Below are 17,479 nucleotides of genomic sequence, written 5' to 3'. Positions count from 1 at the left end.
CTTTTGTTGACACTTGCGCTGAGCATCAACTAAAGTTGACGCATGTTCGAGACCAGCGGAATTCCCACCCCGGACCATCCGGACGAAGCCTTCGCGGCCGTAGTCGCCTTGCGTCGGCTGTCGGCTCGGCTGGAGCGGTCCGCGGTGGATCACGCCCTCGAACAGGGCTGGACCTGGAACCAGATCGGCCAGGCTCTCGGCATGACCGCCCAGGCGGCGCACAAGCGGCTCTCGCCGCAGCGCCGCGCACCCCTGGACTAGTACCGCAACGACGACGCGCACCACCGACAACGAAGGACTTCTGACATGGGAATTCGACAGGCGATCGCAGACATCCGCATGATGAATGAGCTGTTCACGACGGCGGAACAGGAAGCCGCCGCACTGGGCGACCAGGTGCCGGGGGCTGAGCATCTGCTGCTGGCCGTGCTGGCATTGCCGGACGACTCTGCCCGACGCGCGTTCGCCACCTTCGACGTGACGACGGCGGATGTGCGGACCGCCATCGTCCAGACGCACGCGCTGGCCCTCCAGTCCGTGGGAGTCGACGCGGAGGCAGAACCACCGGAGCCGTCGCAACACGCAGCGCCGTCGCCCGCGCGCACGGGCCCGTACCGCAGCGCCGGCAGTCTGCAGGATGTCTTCCAGCGGGCCGTGGCCCTGTCGAAGGAGGGCGCGGGCCGTGGTCACGAACTCCGGTCGGCTCACGTGGTGTGGGCGGCCGCCGAGGTCGAGCACGGCACGATGAGCCGGGCCCTGCGCCAGCTGGGGGTCGACCGGACTGAGCTGCAGCAGGCCGCCCGGCAGGCCGTCACTGGCGCCGCCGGTTAGGTTTCGAGCGCCGCCACCAGCGTCGCGTCCTGCGGGTCGATGGCCCGCACACTGTTGACCCTGCGGTCCACCAACCGGGTGCGTATGGTGGCCGCCACCGCGGTGGACGTGCGATCCAGCAGGTCGATCATGGTCGAGCGGTTCGCCGCCGACTCGGTGGGGTTCGCCCCGGTGATCGACTGCGGGTTCAACCAGGTCGCCCAGGTGTCGGGTTCGAGGAAGGCCGGCATCCGGTCATGGACCTCACCGGAGGCGTCCCTGGCCTCCCTGGTGACCACGGCGAAGACGCGCGACCAGTCACCGTCGGCATCCTTGGATGCCCAGCTGACCCCGGCCGCCGCGAGCAGACCGTCGCCGTGGATGAAGTGCGGCTGTTTCGCGCCCTTCTCTCCGGTCCACTCGTAATAGCCGAGCATGGGAACTATGCAGCGGGCGTTGGAGAAGGCGCCTACCCAGAACCGCTGGTCAAGCTTCTCCAGCCGGGCGTTGATGATCGGGCCGCGGCGCGGCGCCCCCGCCGGTTGCGGCCAGTCCCAGGTGGCCAGGGTGACCTCCCGGGTGGGGGCGTCGGCGCCCTCCGGCTGCCACTCGCGCACGATGGGGGCCGAGTCGGTCGGCGCGATGCTGTAGCTGGGCCGCCAGTCCCCGGCACGGCCGCCGGCCGCGACGAAGTCCCGGATCAGATCGTCGACGTCCTCGTTCATTGCAAATCTGCCGCACATGAGGGCGAGATTACCCCGTGCGGGCGACCGAGTCACGCGGATGCTGCGAATCGGGGAGACCACGGCGGGCGCCGACGTCAGGTTCAGCTGCAGAGTCAGCCCTCGGCGCTCACCCGCGACGAGAACCGCACGAGGTAGCCGTCCGGGTCCTGCACCAGGAACTGCGCCACGCCGGCCTGGGTGTCGCCGGTGTCGTACCACCTGGTCTCGGCGGCCATGAAGAGCGGCCAGTCGGCCGCCGCGAGGCGCTCCAGCAGGGGAGCGATGTTCGGCATCATGATCTGGAAATTGATGCCGCGCCCCAGCGGACGCTCCAGGGCGGCGGGGATCCAGTTGCGTCCGATGCCGACCTGTTCGAGCATCAGGTGCGCGGTGCCGGCCCGCAGGTACGCGAATCCGTCGTCTGGCCGGTCGTAGAGCACCTCGAAGCCACACAGTTCGACCCAGAAGCTCAGGCTGACCGTAAGATCGCCAACCAGGAGTTCGGGCACGAGATCCGGGAAGAACACCGGTTCCGGTGTCGGGGGTAGTGCGGCATCGGCTGCTGTCATGCGTTCCAGTATGGCGCTGGGCCGCGCCGGAAGGTGCTGTGGGAGGCTGAGGTCATGACACGCACCGACCCGCACCCCGCCAGCGACGAACACCGTTCGCTCAACGAGTTCCTCGACTTCCAGCGAGAGACGCTGCTGATCAAAGCCGAGGGACTGGACCGCGCGGGCCTCAACCTCGCCGTGGCACCATCCACTCTCACGCTGGGCGGCTTGCTCAAACACCTCGCCTTCGTGGAGGACCGCTGGATCCAGTCCCGGTTCCTCGGCCGCTCCGACGACGAGCTCGAGCCCTGGGGTAGCGCGCCGTGGCACGACGACCGCGATTGGGAGTTCACGAGCGCCGCGGGCGATGACCCGGACGAGCTGCGCGGGCTGTACCGGTCGGCCTGCGAACGCAGCCGACGGGCCACGGCCGGCCGGGGCCTCGACGAGCTCGTCGCGTCCCCGGGCCGGGACGGCGAACTGTGGAGCCTGCGCTGGATCCTGCTTCACTTGATCGAGGAGACGGCCCGGCATTGCGGCCATGCCGACCTGATCCGCGAGGCCGTCGATGGGACCGTCGGCGAGTAACTGTTGCCGCATCGGACAAATGGTCCCGGTGCGCCGGACGCACTTGTCCGCACGGGCAACAGTTGGGCCGGGACCGGACGGCGGTGTGGGCGGGCCGGGCCGGGCTAGGCGGCCGTGACGCGGCGGCCTCGCACGAAGACGCCGGTGATGGCCGGCTGGCGAAGCGCCATCAGCAGGGCGAAGAGGGTCTGGTCGGTGGCCATCGCCTCGTCGTCGGCCCGGATGCCGTTGGCCAGCACCGCCGCGAGCGGCTCCCACTTGTCGGGCTCGACGAGCAGGAAGTCGGCATCCTTGCCCACGTCGAGGTTGCCGTAGCGCTCCTCCATGTCCAGGGCACGGGCACCGGCCAGGGTGGCGGTGAAGAGCAGCTCGGCGGGGCTGATCGACAGGCCGGCATCGCCGGGTTCGGACAGGTGCACCTTGAAACAGTCGTTCAGCACCCGGCTCATCAGCCACTCGTCGCCCGCGCCGATGTCGGAACCCAGCGCCACGTTCACGCCGAAGCCGGTGGTGCGGGTCCACGGCATGGTGCCGGAGCCGAGGAACTGCTGCGAGGTGGGGCAGTGTGCGATTGACGAACCGGTCTCGGCCAGGCGGGCCAGCTCGACGTCCTCGCAGTGCACGGCGTGTGCCAGGATGCTGCGTCGGCCGAGCAGGCTCGACCCGCCGACGGCCGAACCCGGCAGGAACCTGCCGTCGTAGGTGTCCAGGTAGTTCTCGACCTGGTAGATCGCCTTGACCACGTCGATCTCGCCGGTCTCCGGGCGGTTGTTCTCGTTGAGGTGGCTGTGGAAGTAGACGCCCCGATCGCGCACGCCGTCGTAGAGCTCGCCGAGCGCCGCGAGGGTCTGCGGCGTCACCGACAGGCTGAACCTGGGTACGACGGCCACCTGCAGCAGCGCCGTGTGGGAATCACCGGTGTCGCGGGCGTGCCAGCGGGAGATCTCGTCGCTGACCAGGTCGACCGCCTGGCGTTCCGAGGTGATCAGGGCGCTGGCCGAGTCGGGGCCGACGGTCTGGATGCCGCGCCCGCTGACCAGCCGCAGCCCCGCCCGTTCGGACTCGGCGAACAGTGCGTCCTGGGCGTGCGGAAAGGCCGACCCGAACACCAGGGCGCTCGTGGTGCCTGCCGCGGTGCGCCGGCGGGTGAAGTCGCGGGCGATCGCCGCCGCGAAGTCGTCGTCCTGCAGCCGGGTCTCGGCCGGGAAGACGCAGTTGTCGAGCCACTCGAGTAGCTGGCCGCCGCCATAGGCATCCGTGGAGTAGGTCTGCGGAAAGTGGATGTGGGTATCGACGAAGCCGGGCAGGATGAAGCCGCCGCGGGTGTCGGTGACCGGCAGCGCTGCGAAGCTCGACGGCAGGTCGACGGCACGGCCGACCCAGGCGATGGTGCCGTCGACGGCGGTGACCAGTGCGCCCTGCGGCAACGACACCAGGTGCGCCGGCGCTTCGGCGAGGGTGGGGGAGCCGGCCACGTGGAAGACGTGGCCGAGGTAGACCTGCTCCAACGACGGCCCCACCGAACCTGCGGCCAGGCTCATCAGACCAACCCGGTGTAGGAATCCCAGGCGGGCCCGGCATCCGCGGCGTCATCGTGCATCACGGTGGCCTGGATCAGCCCGTACGGGCGGTCGGCGGCGTGATAGACCTCGTTGTTGTTCTCCACACCGAATGGTGACAGGTCATAGAGGAAATGGTGCTTGTTGGGCGCGGAGAGCCGGATCTCGGCGATGTTCGGGTAGGCCGCGAGCACGGCCTCGCCCATCTTGTAGAGGGTCTGCTGCAGGGCCAGGGAATGCACCACGGCGAACTGGGTCTTCAGCAGCGCGGAGATACCGGCGTAGCTCGCCTCCCAGTCCACCACGGTGTGGTCGGTGAAGCGCCAGCCGGCTGTGAGGGAGGTGGCCATCACCCTGTCGGTGGTGGGCTGCAGCAGCGTGTACGGGTCCTGCATGAAGCCGGAGAACTCCGAGCCGGTGGACTTGAGCAGGATCAGATCTTTCAGCCCGCCGACCACCCAGACCCGCTGATCGGTGCCGGTGCCCTCCACCGAGATCGACGCGGTGCGCACCTCCTGGCCGCGCCGCACCCAGGTGTGGTCGTGCTCGGTGCCGTCCACGACAACGCGTTCCCAGGCGAACTCCTCGATCTCCACCCTGGCGCCTGCCACCGACGTGATGTGATCGACGAAATGGGTGGCCAGATCGAGGCCGTAGCTCTCGATCGAGAGCAAGCCCTTCTCCTTGGCGAAGGAGTACGCGGTCTGCTTCTGGGTGTCGGTGGGCAGCACCTGCAGCTGATCACCGGCGAGGTGTGCGTCGGCGAAGTCGCCGTGCAGGGCAGTGGAGACGCTGATGTCGTGGATCTCGTGGCGGGGCGTGTCGCGGTAGATGCGCACGATGCGGTTCTCCGCCTTGCCGTAGCGGTTGGGTCCGAGAACTATCGACATGGGTGCTCCTTCTGGTTCGTACATGATGCGGTGTTCGGGAAAAAGTTCGGGTCAGCGGGCGGTCAGCATGCGGCCGGCTGGTGGCCGGGCGGATGCGTCGGATCCATCGAATGCGGTGTCGTCGACCGCGTAGATCACGTTTCCGGCCAGCCAGGTGGTGTGCACCCGGCCGATCAGGGTGGCGCCGTCGAAGGCGCTCACCCGGTTTTTGTGCCGCAGGGTATCGACGTCCACGGTGAAGACCTCCTCGGGCGCGAAAGCCACCAGATCGGCGGCCGCACCGACACGGATCCGCCCGGCCGGCAGGCCCACGAAGTCGGCCGTGGCACGGCTCATCCAGTGCAGCACCTGCTCGAGCGTGAGCCCGCGAGCCCTGGCGGCCGTCCACACGGCGGGCAGGCTCAGCTGCAGGCCGGAAATACCACCCCAGGCCAGGCCGAAGTCACCGCCGTGGCCGAGCTTGAGTTCCCGGGTGGCGGGGGAGTGATCGGAGGCTATGAGATCGATGACACCGTCGGCCAGGCCCTGCCAGAGCAGGTCACGGTTGTCTTCGCCGCGGATCGGCGGGCAGCACTTGAACGCCGTTGCGCCGTCGGCGATGCTCTCGGCGGCGAAGCTGAGGTAGTGCGGGCAGGTCTCCACCGTGATCGGCAGGCCCTCGGCGCGGGCCGCGGCCAGTCTGGGCAACACCAGTGCGGAAGACAGGTGCAGGATGTGGGCGCGCACGCCGGTGCGTCGCACGACGGCGATCACCCGGGCGATCGCGGCGTCCTCGGCCGCATCCGGTCGGCTGGCGACGAAGTCCCGGTAGCCGGTGCCGCCGGCGTTCTCGGCGCTTTCGAGCACGGACGGGTCTTCGGCGTGCACCACGAGCAGTCCGCCGAATCCGGCGATCTCGGTCGCAGCGGCCTCGAGTTGCTCCGAGGAGAGGTGCGGGAACTCGTCGACGCCGGAGGGGGAGAGGAAGGCCTTGAAGCCGAAGACCCCCGCGTCGTGCAGCGGCCGAAGCGAACCGAGGGTGCCCGGAATCGCACCGCCCCAGAAGCCCACATCGACCGTGGCTTGGGGCGCGGCCGCGGCGCGCTTGAGCTCGAGAGCCGGCACCGTCGTGGTGGGCGGGATGCTGTTCAGCGGCATGTCGATGATCGTGGTCACACCGCCGGCCGCGGCCGCGCGGGTGGCACTCGCGAAGCCCTCCCAGTCGGTGCGGCCGGGTTCGTTGACGTGCACGTGGGTGTCCACGATGCCCGGCTGCAGCACCTGGCCGACCGGGAGGGTGACGTCCTGCCGGGCCGCCAAGGGCGCATCCACCGGCGCGATCGCACGGATGACGCCGCCCGCGATCGCGACGGCCGCCGGGATGAAACCCTGCTCGGTGAGCACACGAGCCGAGCGGATGACCAGGTCGTACATCGGTTCTCCTTCTCGGTTTCTGTGCCGGTCCGAAACGACTCCAGCGGCCCCGTTCGGTGGCTCACCGCTCACCCTAGTGAAGTCGTTCCGGCCTCGTTCCGGGGTTCCGAAACCTGTCGGACACACGACATTCCCGGTGATGAAACACCGACGGTGCCCAGCAGGTCAGGCAGCCGGGTACCCTGCGACGTACGCGTCGATTTCCGCCAGGTAGGCCTGCTTCTCGGCGTCGGGCAGCCAGGAGGCCTGGAAGGAGTTCTTGGCCAACTGCACCAGCTCGTCGGTGTCGAGCCCGGCCTTCTCGGCCAGCGCCAGGTAGTTGTCGGCCACGTAGGCGCCGAAGTAGGCGGGATCGTCGGAGTTGACGGTGACCAGGACACCGAAGTGGAGCAGGGCCACCATTTCGACGGCCTTCATGTCTGCCGTGACGAAGCTGTTCGACACCGGACAGCAAGTGAGCCCCAGGCCGCGCTCCCGCACCAGGGTGACCAGTTCCGGGTTCTCGACGATATTGGTGCCGTGGTCGATGCGGTCCACCTGGATCTCCTCGAGTACCTGGCGGATGTTCTCGATGCTGCCGACCTGGTCGATGTCGCAGTGCATGGTGAGCTTGAGGCCGTTCGCCCTGGCCAGCGCGAAGACCTCGGCGAACTTCGCCGGCGGGTTACCACGCTCGTCAGAGTCGAGGCCGACACCGATGAACCTGTCCAGATAGGGGAGTGCGGACTGCAGGGTCTCCAGCGCGCTCTCGGCGGTGAAGTCGCGCAGGAAGCAGAGGATCAGCTCCGCGGAGACGCCCAGACCGGCGGCATCCACGGCGGCCCTGTGGTAGCCGAGGATGACGGTTTCGATGGGGATGCCCCGCGAGGTGTGCGCCTGCGGGTCGAAGAACGCCTCCACCCGCCGCACCCCGTCGGCGGCGGCGCGGCGGAAATACGCGGCGGCGAGGTCGTAGAAGTCGGCCTCGGTGACGAGCACGTCCATCGCGGGGTAGTAGACGCCGAGGAAGCTCGCGAGCGAGTCGAACTCATAGGTGGCGCGCACCTGCTCCACCGTGCTCTGGCCGATGTCCACGCCGTTGCGTCGGGCCAGCTCGAGTTTGAGCTCGGGTTCGAGGGTGCCCTCGAGGTGCAGGTGCAGTTCGGCCTTGGGCAGGCCGGCGACGAACGCGATGCTCGGTACGATAGCGGAAGACATTGGGGTTCCTTTCTGGGTGAACTCCGTGACGCTATCACGCCAGGGTTCCGGGACCGCTCGGGGAGGAATCCAGTGTTCCAGCACGACTTTTCGGACGTAATGAGCCGGAAATGATTCGGTCTTCGCGGCGTCACACGCAGCAATTAGTGTTCGAGTGATCCGAACATCTGTTGCAGCGGATGCGCTGCGTTGAAACACCTTGATCACCCCAGCAACGCAGTCACACCAGCAGCACCCCAGCACCGCGATCACAGCCGCACCGCAGCACATTCCATTTCAGCATTCAGGCATTCCGCCCCAGCACGCCGTTGAGTTCCACGGCAATCCCCGAGCACCATCGAGAGGACCGCGTCATGACGCAAGCCCCAGTTTCCCCGTTCACCCGTCGCTCGGCCAAGCGCGTCGGCACCGGCGTCGCCGTGGCCGCCGCACTCACCCTGCTGCTGTCCTCCTGCGCCGGCGACGCCGGCTCCGCCGAGTCGGGCTCCGGCGACGCAGCCTCGTTCGGCGAGGCGAGCATCCAGCTGTCCTGGATCAAGAACGCCGAGTTCATGGGCGAGTTCGTGGCCGAGGATGCCGGTTACTTCGCCGAAGCGGGCTTCGACTCCGTCGACCTGATCCCCGGCCCGGCGTCGGCCGAGGCCGGCGTCATCTCCGGCAACGTCGATCTCGGCGTCGGCAACGCCATCTCCACGGGCACCGTCATCGCCGAGGAGGGCGCACCGCTGAAGATCATCGGGGCGACGTACCAGAAGAACCCGTTCACCATCCTCTCGCTCGCCGGCGTGGGCAACATCGCCACCCTCGACGACCTTGCGGGCAAGACCATCGGCGTCCAGGCCAGCAACCAGAGCCTGTGGGACGCCTTCCTCAAGGTCAATGAGATCGACCCGTCCACGATCACCGTCGTCCCGGTCGAGTACGACCCGACCCCGCTCTTCAACGGCGAGGTCGACGGATGGTTCGCGTACCTCACCAACGAGTCGATCGACGCCGAGCTGGCCGGTCTCGACCCCGTGAACCTGCCGCTGGCCGACAACGGCCTGCCGTTCGTCGCCGAGACGTTCACCGCCTCCGAGGATGCGATCGCCAACGACCGCGAGATGCTCAAGGCACTGCTGGTCGCCGAGATCAAGGGCTGGGCCGACGCGATCAACGATCCCGCTGCCGCCGCGAAGCTCACCGTCGACACCTACGGCAAGGACCTCGGACTGACCATGGAGAAGGAGACCCGCCAGGCGGAGATCCAGGCCACCGACCTCGTCGTCAGCCCCGACACCGCGGCCAACGGGCTGTTCACCATCAGCGACGCGCTGCAGAAGGAGTCTGTCGCCACGCTCAAGGCCGCCGGTATCGACATCGACACCGCCACCCTGTTCGACATGAGCCTGCTGGCCGAGGTGTACGAGGAGAACCCCGACCTCATCGCCTACAGCAAGTAGCCACCCGCAGCACAACTCTCGTCGCGGCACCCGTCTCACCGAGGCGGGTGCCGTCGGCGATACTGAACTACCGGCATCCGACGACGCCCAGTAAGGAAAGTACGACGTGAGCACGATCGACACCGCTCCACCCATCGCTTCGGGAACCGGCCTGCACGGTACCGGCCTACACATTGAAGCGCTGCACAAGACCTTCTCGGTCGGTCGCAGGGAGGTTGTCGCGCTCGACAACGCGAACCTGCACACCGACAAGGGCAGTTTCCTTTCGCTGCTCGGCCCCTCCGGCTGCGGCAAATCCACGATCCTGCGGATCCTCGCCGGCCTGGAGAACCCGACCAGCGGCACCACCCGGGTGGACGGCAAGAGCCCCGCGGAACTCCGCAGCGGCCACGAACTCGGCATCGCCTTCCAAGACTCCGCCCTGCTGCCCTGGCGGAGTGTGCGCAGCAACATCAAGCTTCCGTTCGAGGTCGCCAGGATGCCCGTCGACGAGGACTACGTCACCGAACTCATCCAGCTCGTCGGCCTTGCCGGATTCGAGAAGGCCAAGCCGGCCCAGCTGTCCGGCGGGATGCGCCAGCGCGTCTCGATCGCCCGTTCCCTCGTGCTCAAGCCGTCGGTGCTGCTGCTCGACGAACCGTTCGGTGCCCTCGACGACATGACCCGGCAGCGCCTCAACATCGAGCTGCTGCGCATCTGGACCGAGAAGCCCGCGACGACCTTGATGGTCACCCACGGGATCTCCGAGGCGATCTTCCTCAGCGACCAAGTGGCCGTGATGAGTCCGCGGCCCGGCCGCGTCAAGGAAGTCATCGAGATCGACCTGCCCCGCCCGCGCCTGCCCGAGATGATGCGCAGCCCCGAATTCCACGCCCTGCACGACCGGGCGTCCGAACTGCTCTTCGGCGCCGACACCCCGGCCGCCGCCGGGGCGCACTGATGCCGGTCAGCCGCGGCCTGCCCGGTTGGGCCACCGGGCTTCTCGGCGTGATCGTCGTGGTGGCCCTGTGGTGGATCAGCGCGCTCACCATCTTCCAGAACGCCGGCTCGGTGCCCGGCGGTGCCATCCCCACCCCGGCCGAGGTATTCCGCCAGTTCGCCGGCGACGGCATCGGCTTCTACCTGCCGCACATCACCATGACCCTCAGCGAAGCGGCGATCGGGTTCCTCTGGGGCAACGGCCTGGCGCTGCTGCTGGCCGGACTGGTCCTGGTGCTGCCGCGCATCGAGAAGATCGCGCTGCAGATCGCCGTGATCACCTACTGCGTGCCGATCGTGGCGATCGGCCCGATCGCGTATACCGTGATCGGCCCGCCGCGCGGCGACCCGTCCGGCACCGCGATCTTCCTGGCCGCCATGTCGGTGTTCTTCACCACGGTGGTCGGCTCGTTGGTGGGGCTCAAGGCCGCCGACACGGCCAGTCTCGACCTCGTCACCGTGTACGGCGGCACCAAGTTCACCCAGCTGCGGAAGGTCAGGCTGATCGCCGGGCTGCCCAGCGTGCTGAACGCCCTGCAGATCGCGGCTCCGGCCGCGCTGCTCGGCGCCATCCTCGGGGAATACCTCGGCGGCGCCGAGCGGGGCCTCGGCCTGGCCATGCTCGCCGCCGGCAACTCCGCGAACGTGGAACGGGTCTGGAGCCTCGCCCTCGTCGCGGGACTGCTGGCCGGCATCGGCTACCTGCTCTTCGCGCTGATCTCCCGTTTCGCCACCCCCTGGACCACCGGACGGAGCAGCTCATGAGCGCGCAAACCCATGTTGCCGAGGCCATCGTCGTTCAGGCCGCTGTCCTCACCAAGAGCAGCGGGGCGCAGGCGCGCGGCATCGGCGCCTACATCGGCCGGGCCCTGGCGACGGGCCTGCTGACGCTCGTGATCGTCCTCGTCGCCTGGCAGGGCCTGATCCTGCTGCTGGGGATCTCGCCGTTCATCGCCAAGGGACCGCTGGATGTGTTCAACTGGCTCTTCACGGTGCCGGATGCCGCCGAGAACCGGGCGCTGATCCTCACCAACCTCGGTGTCACCCTCACCGACGCGTTCCTCGGTTTCGTCGCCGGGCTGCTGCTCGCCCTGGTGCTGGCCACCCTGTTCACCTTGTCGAAGGGCATCGAGCACGCGCTGATGCCCATCGCCCTGCTGCTGCGCAGCGTGCCGCTGGTGGCCTTCGTCCCGGTGCTGATCCTCATCACCGGCCGCGGACCGAGCATCGCCGTGGTGACCGGTGCCATCGTGGTGCTCTTCCCGGCCCTGGTGAACATCGCCTTCGGCCTGCGGTCGGCGTCCCCTCAGGTCAGCGACGTCATAGCCGTCTACGGCGGCACCCCGTTCACCGCGCTCCGCAAGGTGGCGCTGCCCAGCTCGCTGCCGTCGTTCTTCGCCGCCGTCAAGATCTCCATCCCCGGCGCCATCACCGGCGCCCTGCTGGCCGAGTGGCTCGCCACCGGCCAGGGCCTGGGCTACGGCATCGTCGTCGCGGTCTCGCAGGTGAAGAACTTCGAGGTGTGGTCGTCCGTCGTGGTCATCACCATCGTCTCGATGGTGCTCTACGGTGTGGCGCAGTTCGCCGAGAACCTGGTGCTGCGACGGATGGGCATGGACCAGAGCGCGAGCAACTGACCGTGCTCGAAATCGCCGGTGCACTCCTGGACGCCCTCGCGGACGGTCGCCGGGTGGCCGTGGCGACGGTGACCCGGGTGCTCGGCAGCGCGCCGCGCACCCTCGGCACGGCCATGGCCGTCACCGACTCCGGTGCGGTACTCGGCAGCATCTCCGGCGGCTGCGTCGAGGGTGCGATCTACGACAGTGCCCAGGAGGTGCTCGAGACCGGCCGCGGGCACCTCACCGAATTCGGGGTGAGCGATGACGACGCGTTCGCCGTAGGGCTGTCCTGCGGCGGCACCGTCGAAGTGTTCCTCGCCGAGATCGCCCCGGCCGGGCGCAACGCCATGACCGCGGAGGTGCGCGCCCAGCTGGAGCGAGCCGCGGCCGGCCAGGCCGCCGGGCTCGCCCTGGTCGTCGCGGGAACGGGGGCCGGCCTGATCCTGGCACCGGACGGCGCAACCGACCGCGCAACCGACCGCGGGGAGTCCGCCGGCCTCGACGCCGACTCGGTACGCCGCATCCGGGCGCAGCTGGCCGCCGCTGTCAACGCCGGCGAGACCAGCCTGGGCTCGGTGGACTGCGACGGGGCGATCAGCCGGGTGCTCTACCTCGTGGCCCAGGCCCCGCCGCGCTGCCTGATCTTCGGCGCCGTGGACTTCGCCGGCGCTCTGTCGGCCGCCGCGACCCTGCTGGGCTATCGGGTCACCGTCTGCGATGCCCGCGCCGTGTTCGCCACCCCGGAACGTTTCCCGACCGCTGCGGAGGTGGTGGTCGAGTGGCCGAGCGACTACCTCGCCCGCACCCACACCGACGCCCGCACCGTGGTGTGCGTGCTCACCCACGACGAGAAGTTCGACCTGCCGCTGCTCAGCACGGCCCTGAGCCTGGACGTCGGCTACGTGGGCGCCATGGGGTCCCGGCGCACCCACGAAAGACGGATGCTGCGCCTACGAGAGGCGGGCGTGTCCGCCGCCGCCCTCGACAGGCTGCACTCGCCGATCGGCCTGGACCTCGGCGCGAGCAGCCCGGCGGAGACGGCGGTGTCGATCCTCGCCGAGGTTCTCGCCACCCGCTCCGGGGCATCCGGCGCCCCCCTGCGGGACCGGCAGGGCCCGATTCACCCCTCGGTCTGACGCGACCGATTCCCCTCCGGGCTGACCGGGATTTTCCTTCAGCCCTCACCCCATTCGGGGGACGAATCGGGCGCGCCCGCGCATTAGCGTGCTCACCGAATCCCTTGAATGGAGGAGTCACCATGACCAGCACACGGCAGGCACCGGGCAGCACGACCGGGGCGGAAACCAACAACTACACAACCGACAGCGGTACGTCGGGCTGGACCGGCTGGATAGTCTTCGCAGGCGTCATGATGTTGATGATGGGCGCGTTCCACGTCATCCAGGGCCTGGTCGCACTGTTCCAGGACACCTATTACCTCGTCGGCCAGGAAGGACTGGTGGTGCAGGTCGACTACACGACCTGGGGCTGGGTGCACACGATCCTGGGTGCTGTGGTGATCCTGGCCGGCGTCGCCCTGCTCGCGGGGCAGATGTGGGCACGAGTCGTCGCCGTCATCCTGGCGTTCGGAAGCGCCCTGGTGAACATCGCCTTCCTCGGCGCCTACCCGCTCTGGTCGCTCACCATGATCGCCATCGACGTTTTGGTGATCTACGCGGTGACCATGCACGGCAAGGAAATGAAGCCGATCAGCTCCTAGCCCTGGCGCTGTGAGCCACGTGCGACCGCCTGTCAGGCGCCCCTGTTCATCAGGCGCCACAGGCGGTCGCGCGACATCGGCAGTTCGTACGAGCGGATGCCGAGAGCATCGCGCACCGCGTTGGCCAGCGCCGGCGCCACCGGGTTGTACGGCGACTCGCTCATCGACTTGGCGCCGTACGGCCCCAGGTCGTCGGCGGTGTCCGCGAAGTACACCTCGGTCACCGGCAGGTCCGCCAGCTGCGGTATGTGATAGTTGCGCAGCACCCTGGTTTCAACGGTGCCGGCGCCGTCGAGGATGAGTTCCTCGTACAGCGCGGTACCGATGGCCTGCGCCACCCCGCCCTCGATCTGGCCGCGGCACTGTTCGGGATTCATCACGAAGCCGGCATCCGCGGTCTGGATGGACTGCAACATGCGCACCTCGCCGGTGGCGGTGTTCACGGCCACCCGGAACGCGTGCACGTTGAATGCCAGCGAACGGCGGGCGCCGTCCTCCCGGCCTGTTCCGGTGAGGCCGTCCGGGCCGGAAAGCGCGGCCAGCGGCACGAACACGTCGCCGGCCCGCAGTCCGTCGGCCGCCAGGACGAAGTCCCCGGCCGCAATGCCGGTGAGTCGGGCCGCTTTCTCGCGCAGCAGACCGGCCAGCTCGAGCGCCGCGCCGTGCACGGCCTTGCCGGCCACCACTACCCCGGCCGACCCGAAGGCGCCGGTGTCGTAGCCGGCGGCGTCGGTGTCGGACTGGCGGATCTCGATGCGATCCGGGCCGGTGTTCAGCACCGTCGCCGCGATCTGGGTGTGCACCGTCGTGGTGCCGTTGCCGAACTCGGCGGTGCCCACCCGCACCAGGTAGCGTCCATTCTGGTCCAGGGTGATGGTCGCCTGCGAGAAGTGGCCGCGCGGCGGGGTCGTCGCGATCATCGCCGACGCCATGCCCTCGCCCACCCGCCAGGTGGCGCCGGTCGGGGCGGTCACCCCATTGCCGCGAGTCAGGGCCGCCTGGGCCAGGTCGAGGCACTGGTCCAGGCCATAGCTGGCGAAGCCGATGTCGTCGCCCTCCTGATGGGTCACCACAAGAGGGTCGCCGGGGCGCACCGAGTTGATCCGGCGGATGTCGAACGGGTTCAGGCCCAGCTCGACGGCGAGTTCGTCGAGGGCGCACTCGATCCCGTAGATGACCTGGCCCAGCCCGTAACCGCGGAACGCGCCCGACGGCGGATTGTTCGTGTACACGGCCTGAGCATCCACCCGTTTGTTGGGCACGTTGTACAGCGCCACGGACTCGCTGGTGCCGTGGAACATGACGCCGGGGGCGTGGTTGCCGTATGAGCCGGTGTCGGAGAGCACGTCGACCGTCAGGGCGGTGAGCCGGCCGTCGCCCGTGGCAGCCAGGGTGACGCCTACCCGCATCGGGTGCCGAGTGGGCGAGGCGGCGAGTTCGTCGGTGCGGGTGAACTCGTACTGCACGGGCCGCCCGGTCTTCAGCACCGCGAGGGTCACGATGTCCTCGGTGAGGATCTCCTGCTTGCCGCCGAAGCCGCCGCCGACGCGGGCGGTGAACACCCGCACGGCCTCGAGATCGAGGTCGAAGATGCGGCTGATCTCCTTCTGCACCAGGAACGGTACCTGGGAGCTGGTACGCAGCACGAGCCGTTCGTCCTCCAGCCAGCCGATGGTGGCGTGGGTCTCCAGCTGGGTGTGGGCGACCCGCTGGGTCTGCCAGGTTCCGGTCACCACGGTGTGCGCAGTGGCCAGTGCCGCCGTCACATCGCCGTACTCGCCGTGCAGCTCGGCGACGAGGTTCCGGGACGGGTCGGCCAGGCGGCTGATCGTCGCATCCTTCTCGCCGTGCACCAGCGGGGCGCCGGGGCGCAGCGCTTCGGCGGGGTCGAAGACCGCGGGCAGTAACTCGTAGTCCACCTCGAGCAACCGGCAGGCGTGCTCCGCGATGGCCACGGAATCGGCGACCACCGCGGCCACCCGCTGGCCGCGGTGCCGCATCACGGAGTCCAGAACCAGGCTGTCATCGGGGTCGTCGAGCCGGCTCTCGTGCCGGGCCGAGGAGTACAGGGCGGCGGGGGAGTCGGCGGCGCTGAGCACGGCGTGCACCCCGGGCAGGGCGCGGGCGGCGGTGTCGTCGAGGGAGATCACCCTGGCGTGGGCGTGCGGGCTCCGCAGCACGGCGAGGTGCAGCAGGCCCGGCACGGCCACGTCGAGGGTGTACGGCTCCTGTCCGCTGACCACCCTGGCGGCGGCGGGGGCGCGGAGCGAGCCGCCCACGCGGCCGTCGGTGGCGGAGGTGCGCGCGGTGGTTCGGGGCTTGGTGGGGCGCACCGGGCCGAGGCCGGAGATCGGGGCGGCGACCGGTGCGGAGCCGGCTGCGGAGTCGGGGGTTGCCGCATCCGCTGCACCGGCGGCGGTCTGTTGGTGGTCGTGGTCGTGCCCGCAGCCGCCGTCGGCCGGGGTGTGCCGGTCGCGGATGGCGTCGTCGATGGCCCGGTAGCCCGTGCACCGGCACAGGTTGCCCTTGAGCAGGCGGGGCAGGTCGTCGAGCTGGTGCTCCTGGATGGTCGACGCCGTCACGATCATGCCCGGCGTGCAGAAGCCGCACTGGAAACCGGCCGCGTCGATGAAGCGCTGCTGGATCGGGGCCAGGGTCTCCGGCCCGCCGATGCCGGTGGCGGTGGTGACCTCGCGACCCTCGGCGCGGTAGGCCGGGTAGATGCAGGAGTGCACCGGGGTGCCGTCCACGAGCACCGAGCAGGCGCCGCAGTCGCCGGTGTCGCAGCCCTTCTTGACCTCGAAGTGTTCCTGCTGGCGCAGGTAGGTGCGCAGGGCCTGGCCGGCCGCGGCCGGCGCGTCGATCGGGTTGCCGTTCACGGTCAGCTTCATGCGCGGCTCCCGTCGCCGGTGCCGGGTCTGGGCGGGTCTGCCGGCGCGGCCAGTTCTTGGCGGATTTCCTCGCCGAGCAGTCCGCTCATGGCGCGGCGCCAGTCCGCGGCGCCGTGCGCATCCGTGAACCAGGCGTCCAGACCTGCGATGTCGGCGGCCAAGGCGGCCGAATCGGGCAGAGAGGGGTAGCGCAGTTGCACCGGGCGCACGGTGCCGCCGGTCACGGTGAGCACAAAACGGCCGTCGGTGTCGAGGCGGCCGATGAGCACGGCGCCGGAGCGGCCGAGGGGGGACAGGGCGATCTTGCGGTACGCGGTGCGGGCAGTGAGCGTGGCGGCGGGCACGTGGATGGAGCGCAGCACGTCGCCGGGTTCGAGCACGTTGGTGGTGTTGCCGGTGACGAAGTCGAGGGCCGGCATCCGGCTGTCGGTGCCGTCGGCGTGCCAGATCAGGACCTCGGCGTCGAGGGCGGCGGTGAGGCAGATCATCGGGCCCGCGGGCAGCGAGGTGCACAGGTTGCCGCCGACGGTGGCGATGTTCCAGACCTTGAAGGAGCCGAACAGGGCCGTGCAGGCCAGGTGGAAGATGGGGTGGGCGACCCAGCCGGGCTCGGCGGGCATCCGCGACAGTTCGGCGAGGGTGCAGGTGGCGGCGATCTCGAGTCCGTCTGCGCCGGTGGTCAGCGCCGGCCAGCCCATGGTCTGCAGGTCGACGAGGCCGGTGAGGTGGATGCGCGGGTCGGCGAAGAGTTCGGAGCCGCCGGCCAGCGGCACCACGGTCTCGCCGAGGGCGGCCAGGTCGGCGCGGGTGCGGGCCTGCGTGATGGTCGCAACGGTGGTCAGGTCCATCCGTGCCTCCCAAGGTCGTGGATGCGCAGCATCCGGGTGTCGCCGGGCCTGTGGGCCCGCCGAGGGGCGCCCTCGCGGGCGCCGACATCCCTAGTCAAGCGCAGCATTGTGTCGGTCGTGTAAACCGGCCCGGCCGCCCTCAGCCGATGCCCAGTTTTGTGGCGTGATCTGGGTGCACCTGTTGCCCGTGCGGACTTCTGCGCCCGTGTGCCGGGATTATTTGTCCGTTGGGGGAACCGTTGGCGGGG

The 17,479-nt window shown here is 69.3% G+C and carries 17 protein-coding genes; 9 read left to right on the top strand and 8 right to left on the bottom strand.

The genetic code is table 11. From position 1 onward, the window contains the following. Window positions 1–42 precede the first annotated feature (42 nt). Window positions 43–261: a sigma-70 family RNA polymerase sigma factor gene (locus E3T19_RS13700; protein WP_088455955.1), complete on the top strand. Its 219-nt coding sequence runs from the start codon at window positions 43–45 to the stop codon at window positions 259–261. 45 nt (window positions 262–306) lie between these two features. Continuing rightward, window positions 307–831: a Clp protease N-terminal domain-containing protein gene (locus E3T19_RS13695; protein ID WP_134409081.1), complete on the top strand. Its 525-nt coding sequence runs from the start codon at window positions 307–309 to the stop codon at window positions 829–831. Here E3T19_RS13695 and E3T19_RS13690 read toward each other — a convergent pair. Together E3T19_RS13690 and E3T19_RS13685 are read right to left on the bottom strand one after the other, a co-directional pair. Continuing rightward, complete coding sequence (locus E3T19_RS13690) at window positions 828–1,553, bottom strand: SOS response-associated peptidase (RefSeq protein ID WP_088455957.1); 726 nt, start codon at window positions 1,551–1,553, stop codon at window positions 828–830. The two genes, E3T19_RS13695 and E3T19_RS13690, sit on opposite strands and share 4 nt — an antisense overlap. Window positions 1,554–1,648: 95 nt before the next feature. Continuing rightward, the gene (locus E3T19_RS13685; protein ID WP_166788877.1) at window positions 1,649–2,104 is read right to left on the bottom strand and encodes a VOC family protein; all 456 of its coding nucleotides are present in this window, start codon (window positions 2,102–2,104) and stop codon (window positions 1,649–1,651) included. Window positions 2,105–2,158: 54 nt separating this feature from the next. Between E3T19_RS13685 and E3T19_RS13680 the strand changes: the two genes are divergently transcribed. Beyond that, window positions 2,159–2,674 carry a DinB family protein gene (locus E3T19_RS13680; protein WP_088455958.1) on the top strand — a complete coding sequence of 172 codons (516 nt, stop codon included), beginning with the start codon at window positions 2,159–2,161 and terminating at the stop codon, window positions 2,672–2,674. Between the two features lie 104 nt (window positions 2,675–2,778). Here E3T19_RS13680 and E3T19_RS13675 read toward each other — a convergent pair whose 3' ends face one another. From E3T19_RS13675 to add, 4 genes are all read right to left on the bottom strand, one after another. Continuing rightward, on the bottom strand, window positions 2,779–4,215 hold the full coding sequence (locus E3T19_RS13675; RefSeq protein WP_134409080.1) for an amidohydrolase family protein: 1,437 nt from the start codon (window positions 4,213–4,215) through the stop codon (window positions 2,779–2,781). After that, complete coding sequence (gene pucL / locus E3T19_RS13670) at window positions 4,215–5,123, bottom strand: factor-independent urate hydroxylase (protein ID WP_088455960.1); 909 nt, start codon at window positions 5,121–5,123, stop codon at window positions 4,215–4,217. Before pucL ends, E3T19_RS13675 begins: the two co-directional genes overlap by 1 nt. Before the next feature lie 51 nt (window positions 5,124–5,174). Beyond that, the gene (gene allB / locus E3T19_RS13665) at window positions 5,175–6,536 is read right to left on the bottom strand and encodes an allantoinase AllB (RefSeq protein WP_134409079.1); all 1,362 of its coding nucleotides are present in this window, start codon (window positions 6,534–6,536) and stop codon (window positions 5,175–5,177) included. A 165-nt stretch (window positions 6,537–6,701) separates the two neighbouring features. Further along, window positions 6,702–7,733, bottom strand: a complete 1,032-nt coding sequence (add, locus tag E3T19_RS13660) for an adenosine deaminase (RefSeq protein WP_134409078.1) — start codon at window positions 7,731–7,733, stop codon at window positions 6,702–6,704. Between the two features lie 353 nt (window positions 7,734–8,086). Here add and E3T19_RS13655 point away from each other — a divergent pair, with 353 nt between their 5' ends. The 6 genes from E3T19_RS13655 (at window position 8,087) to E3T19_RS13630 (ending at window position 13,492) form a co-directional block, all read left to right on the top strand. Further along, the gene (locus E3T19_RS13655; RefSeq protein ID WP_088455963.1) at window positions 8,087–9,175 is read left to right on the top strand and encodes an ABC transporter substrate-binding protein; all 1,089 of its coding nucleotides are present in this window, start codon (window positions 8,087–8,089) and stop codon (window positions 9,173–9,175) included. Between the two features lie 106 nt (window positions 9,176–9,281). Then, window positions 9,282–10,115: an ABC transporter ATP-binding protein gene (locus tag E3T19_RS13650; protein WP_240632439.1), complete on the top strand. Its 834-nt coding sequence runs from the start codon at window positions 9,282–9,284 to the stop codon at window positions 10,113–10,115. Continuing rightward, window positions 10,115–10,918: an ABC transporter permease gene (locus E3T19_RS13645; RefSeq protein WP_134409077.1), complete on the top strand. Its 804-nt coding sequence runs from the start codon at window positions 10,115–10,117 to the stop codon at window positions 10,916–10,918. The genes E3T19_RS13650 and E3T19_RS13645 overlap by 1 nt, the downstream gene beginning before the upstream one ends. Beyond that, window positions 10,915–11,790: an ABC transporter permease gene (locus E3T19_RS13640; RefSeq protein WP_088455965.1), complete on the top strand. Its 876-nt coding sequence runs from the start codon at window positions 10,915–10,917 to the stop codon at window positions 11,788–11,790. Before E3T19_RS13645 ends, E3T19_RS13640 begins: the two co-directional genes overlap by 4 nt. 2 nt (window positions 11,791–11,792) lie before the next feature. Beyond that, the gene (locus E3T19_RS13635; protein WP_103461913.1) at window positions 11,793–12,908 is read left to right on the top strand and encodes an XdhC family protein; all 1,116 of its coding nucleotides are present in this window, start codon (window positions 11,793–11,795) and stop codon (window positions 12,906–12,908) included. 122 nt (window positions 12,909–13,030) lie between these two features. Further along, on the top strand, window positions 13,031–13,492 hold the full coding sequence (locus tag E3T19_RS13630) for a hypothetical protein (protein WP_088455967.1): 462 nt from the start codon (window positions 13,031–13,033) through the stop codon (window positions 13,490–13,492). A gap of 32 nt (window positions 13,493–13,524) precedes the next feature. Here the strand turns inward: E3T19_RS13630 and E3T19_RS13625 are convergent, their stop codons facing one another. Together E3T19_RS13625 and E3T19_RS13620 are read right to left on the bottom strand one after the other, a co-directional pair. After that, on the bottom strand, window positions 13,525–16,383 hold the full coding sequence (locus E3T19_RS13625; protein WP_134409076.1) for a molybdopterin-dependent oxidoreductase: 2,859 nt from the start codon (window positions 16,381–16,383) through the stop codon (window positions 13,525–13,527). Continuing rightward, a complete protein-coding gene (locus E3T19_RS13620; protein ID WP_134409075.1) occupies window positions 16,380–17,231 on the bottom strand; it encodes an FAD binding domain-containing protein in 852 nt (283 codons plus the stop codon). Before E3T19_RS13620 ends, E3T19_RS13625 begins: the two co-directional genes overlap by 4 nt. Window positions 17,232–17,479 lie beyond the last annotated feature (248 nt).

It is taken from the genome of Cryobacterium sp. TMT4-31 (genome assembly GCF_004403385.1).
In the GTDB taxonomy this organism is placed as follows: domain Bacteria; phylum Actinomycetota; class Actinomycetes; order Actinomycetales; family Microbacteriaceae; genus Cryobacterium; species Cryobacterium zongtaii.
Note: the sequence above shows the minus strand (reverse complement) of the source record. Positions and strands in the feature narration are given on the sequence as shown.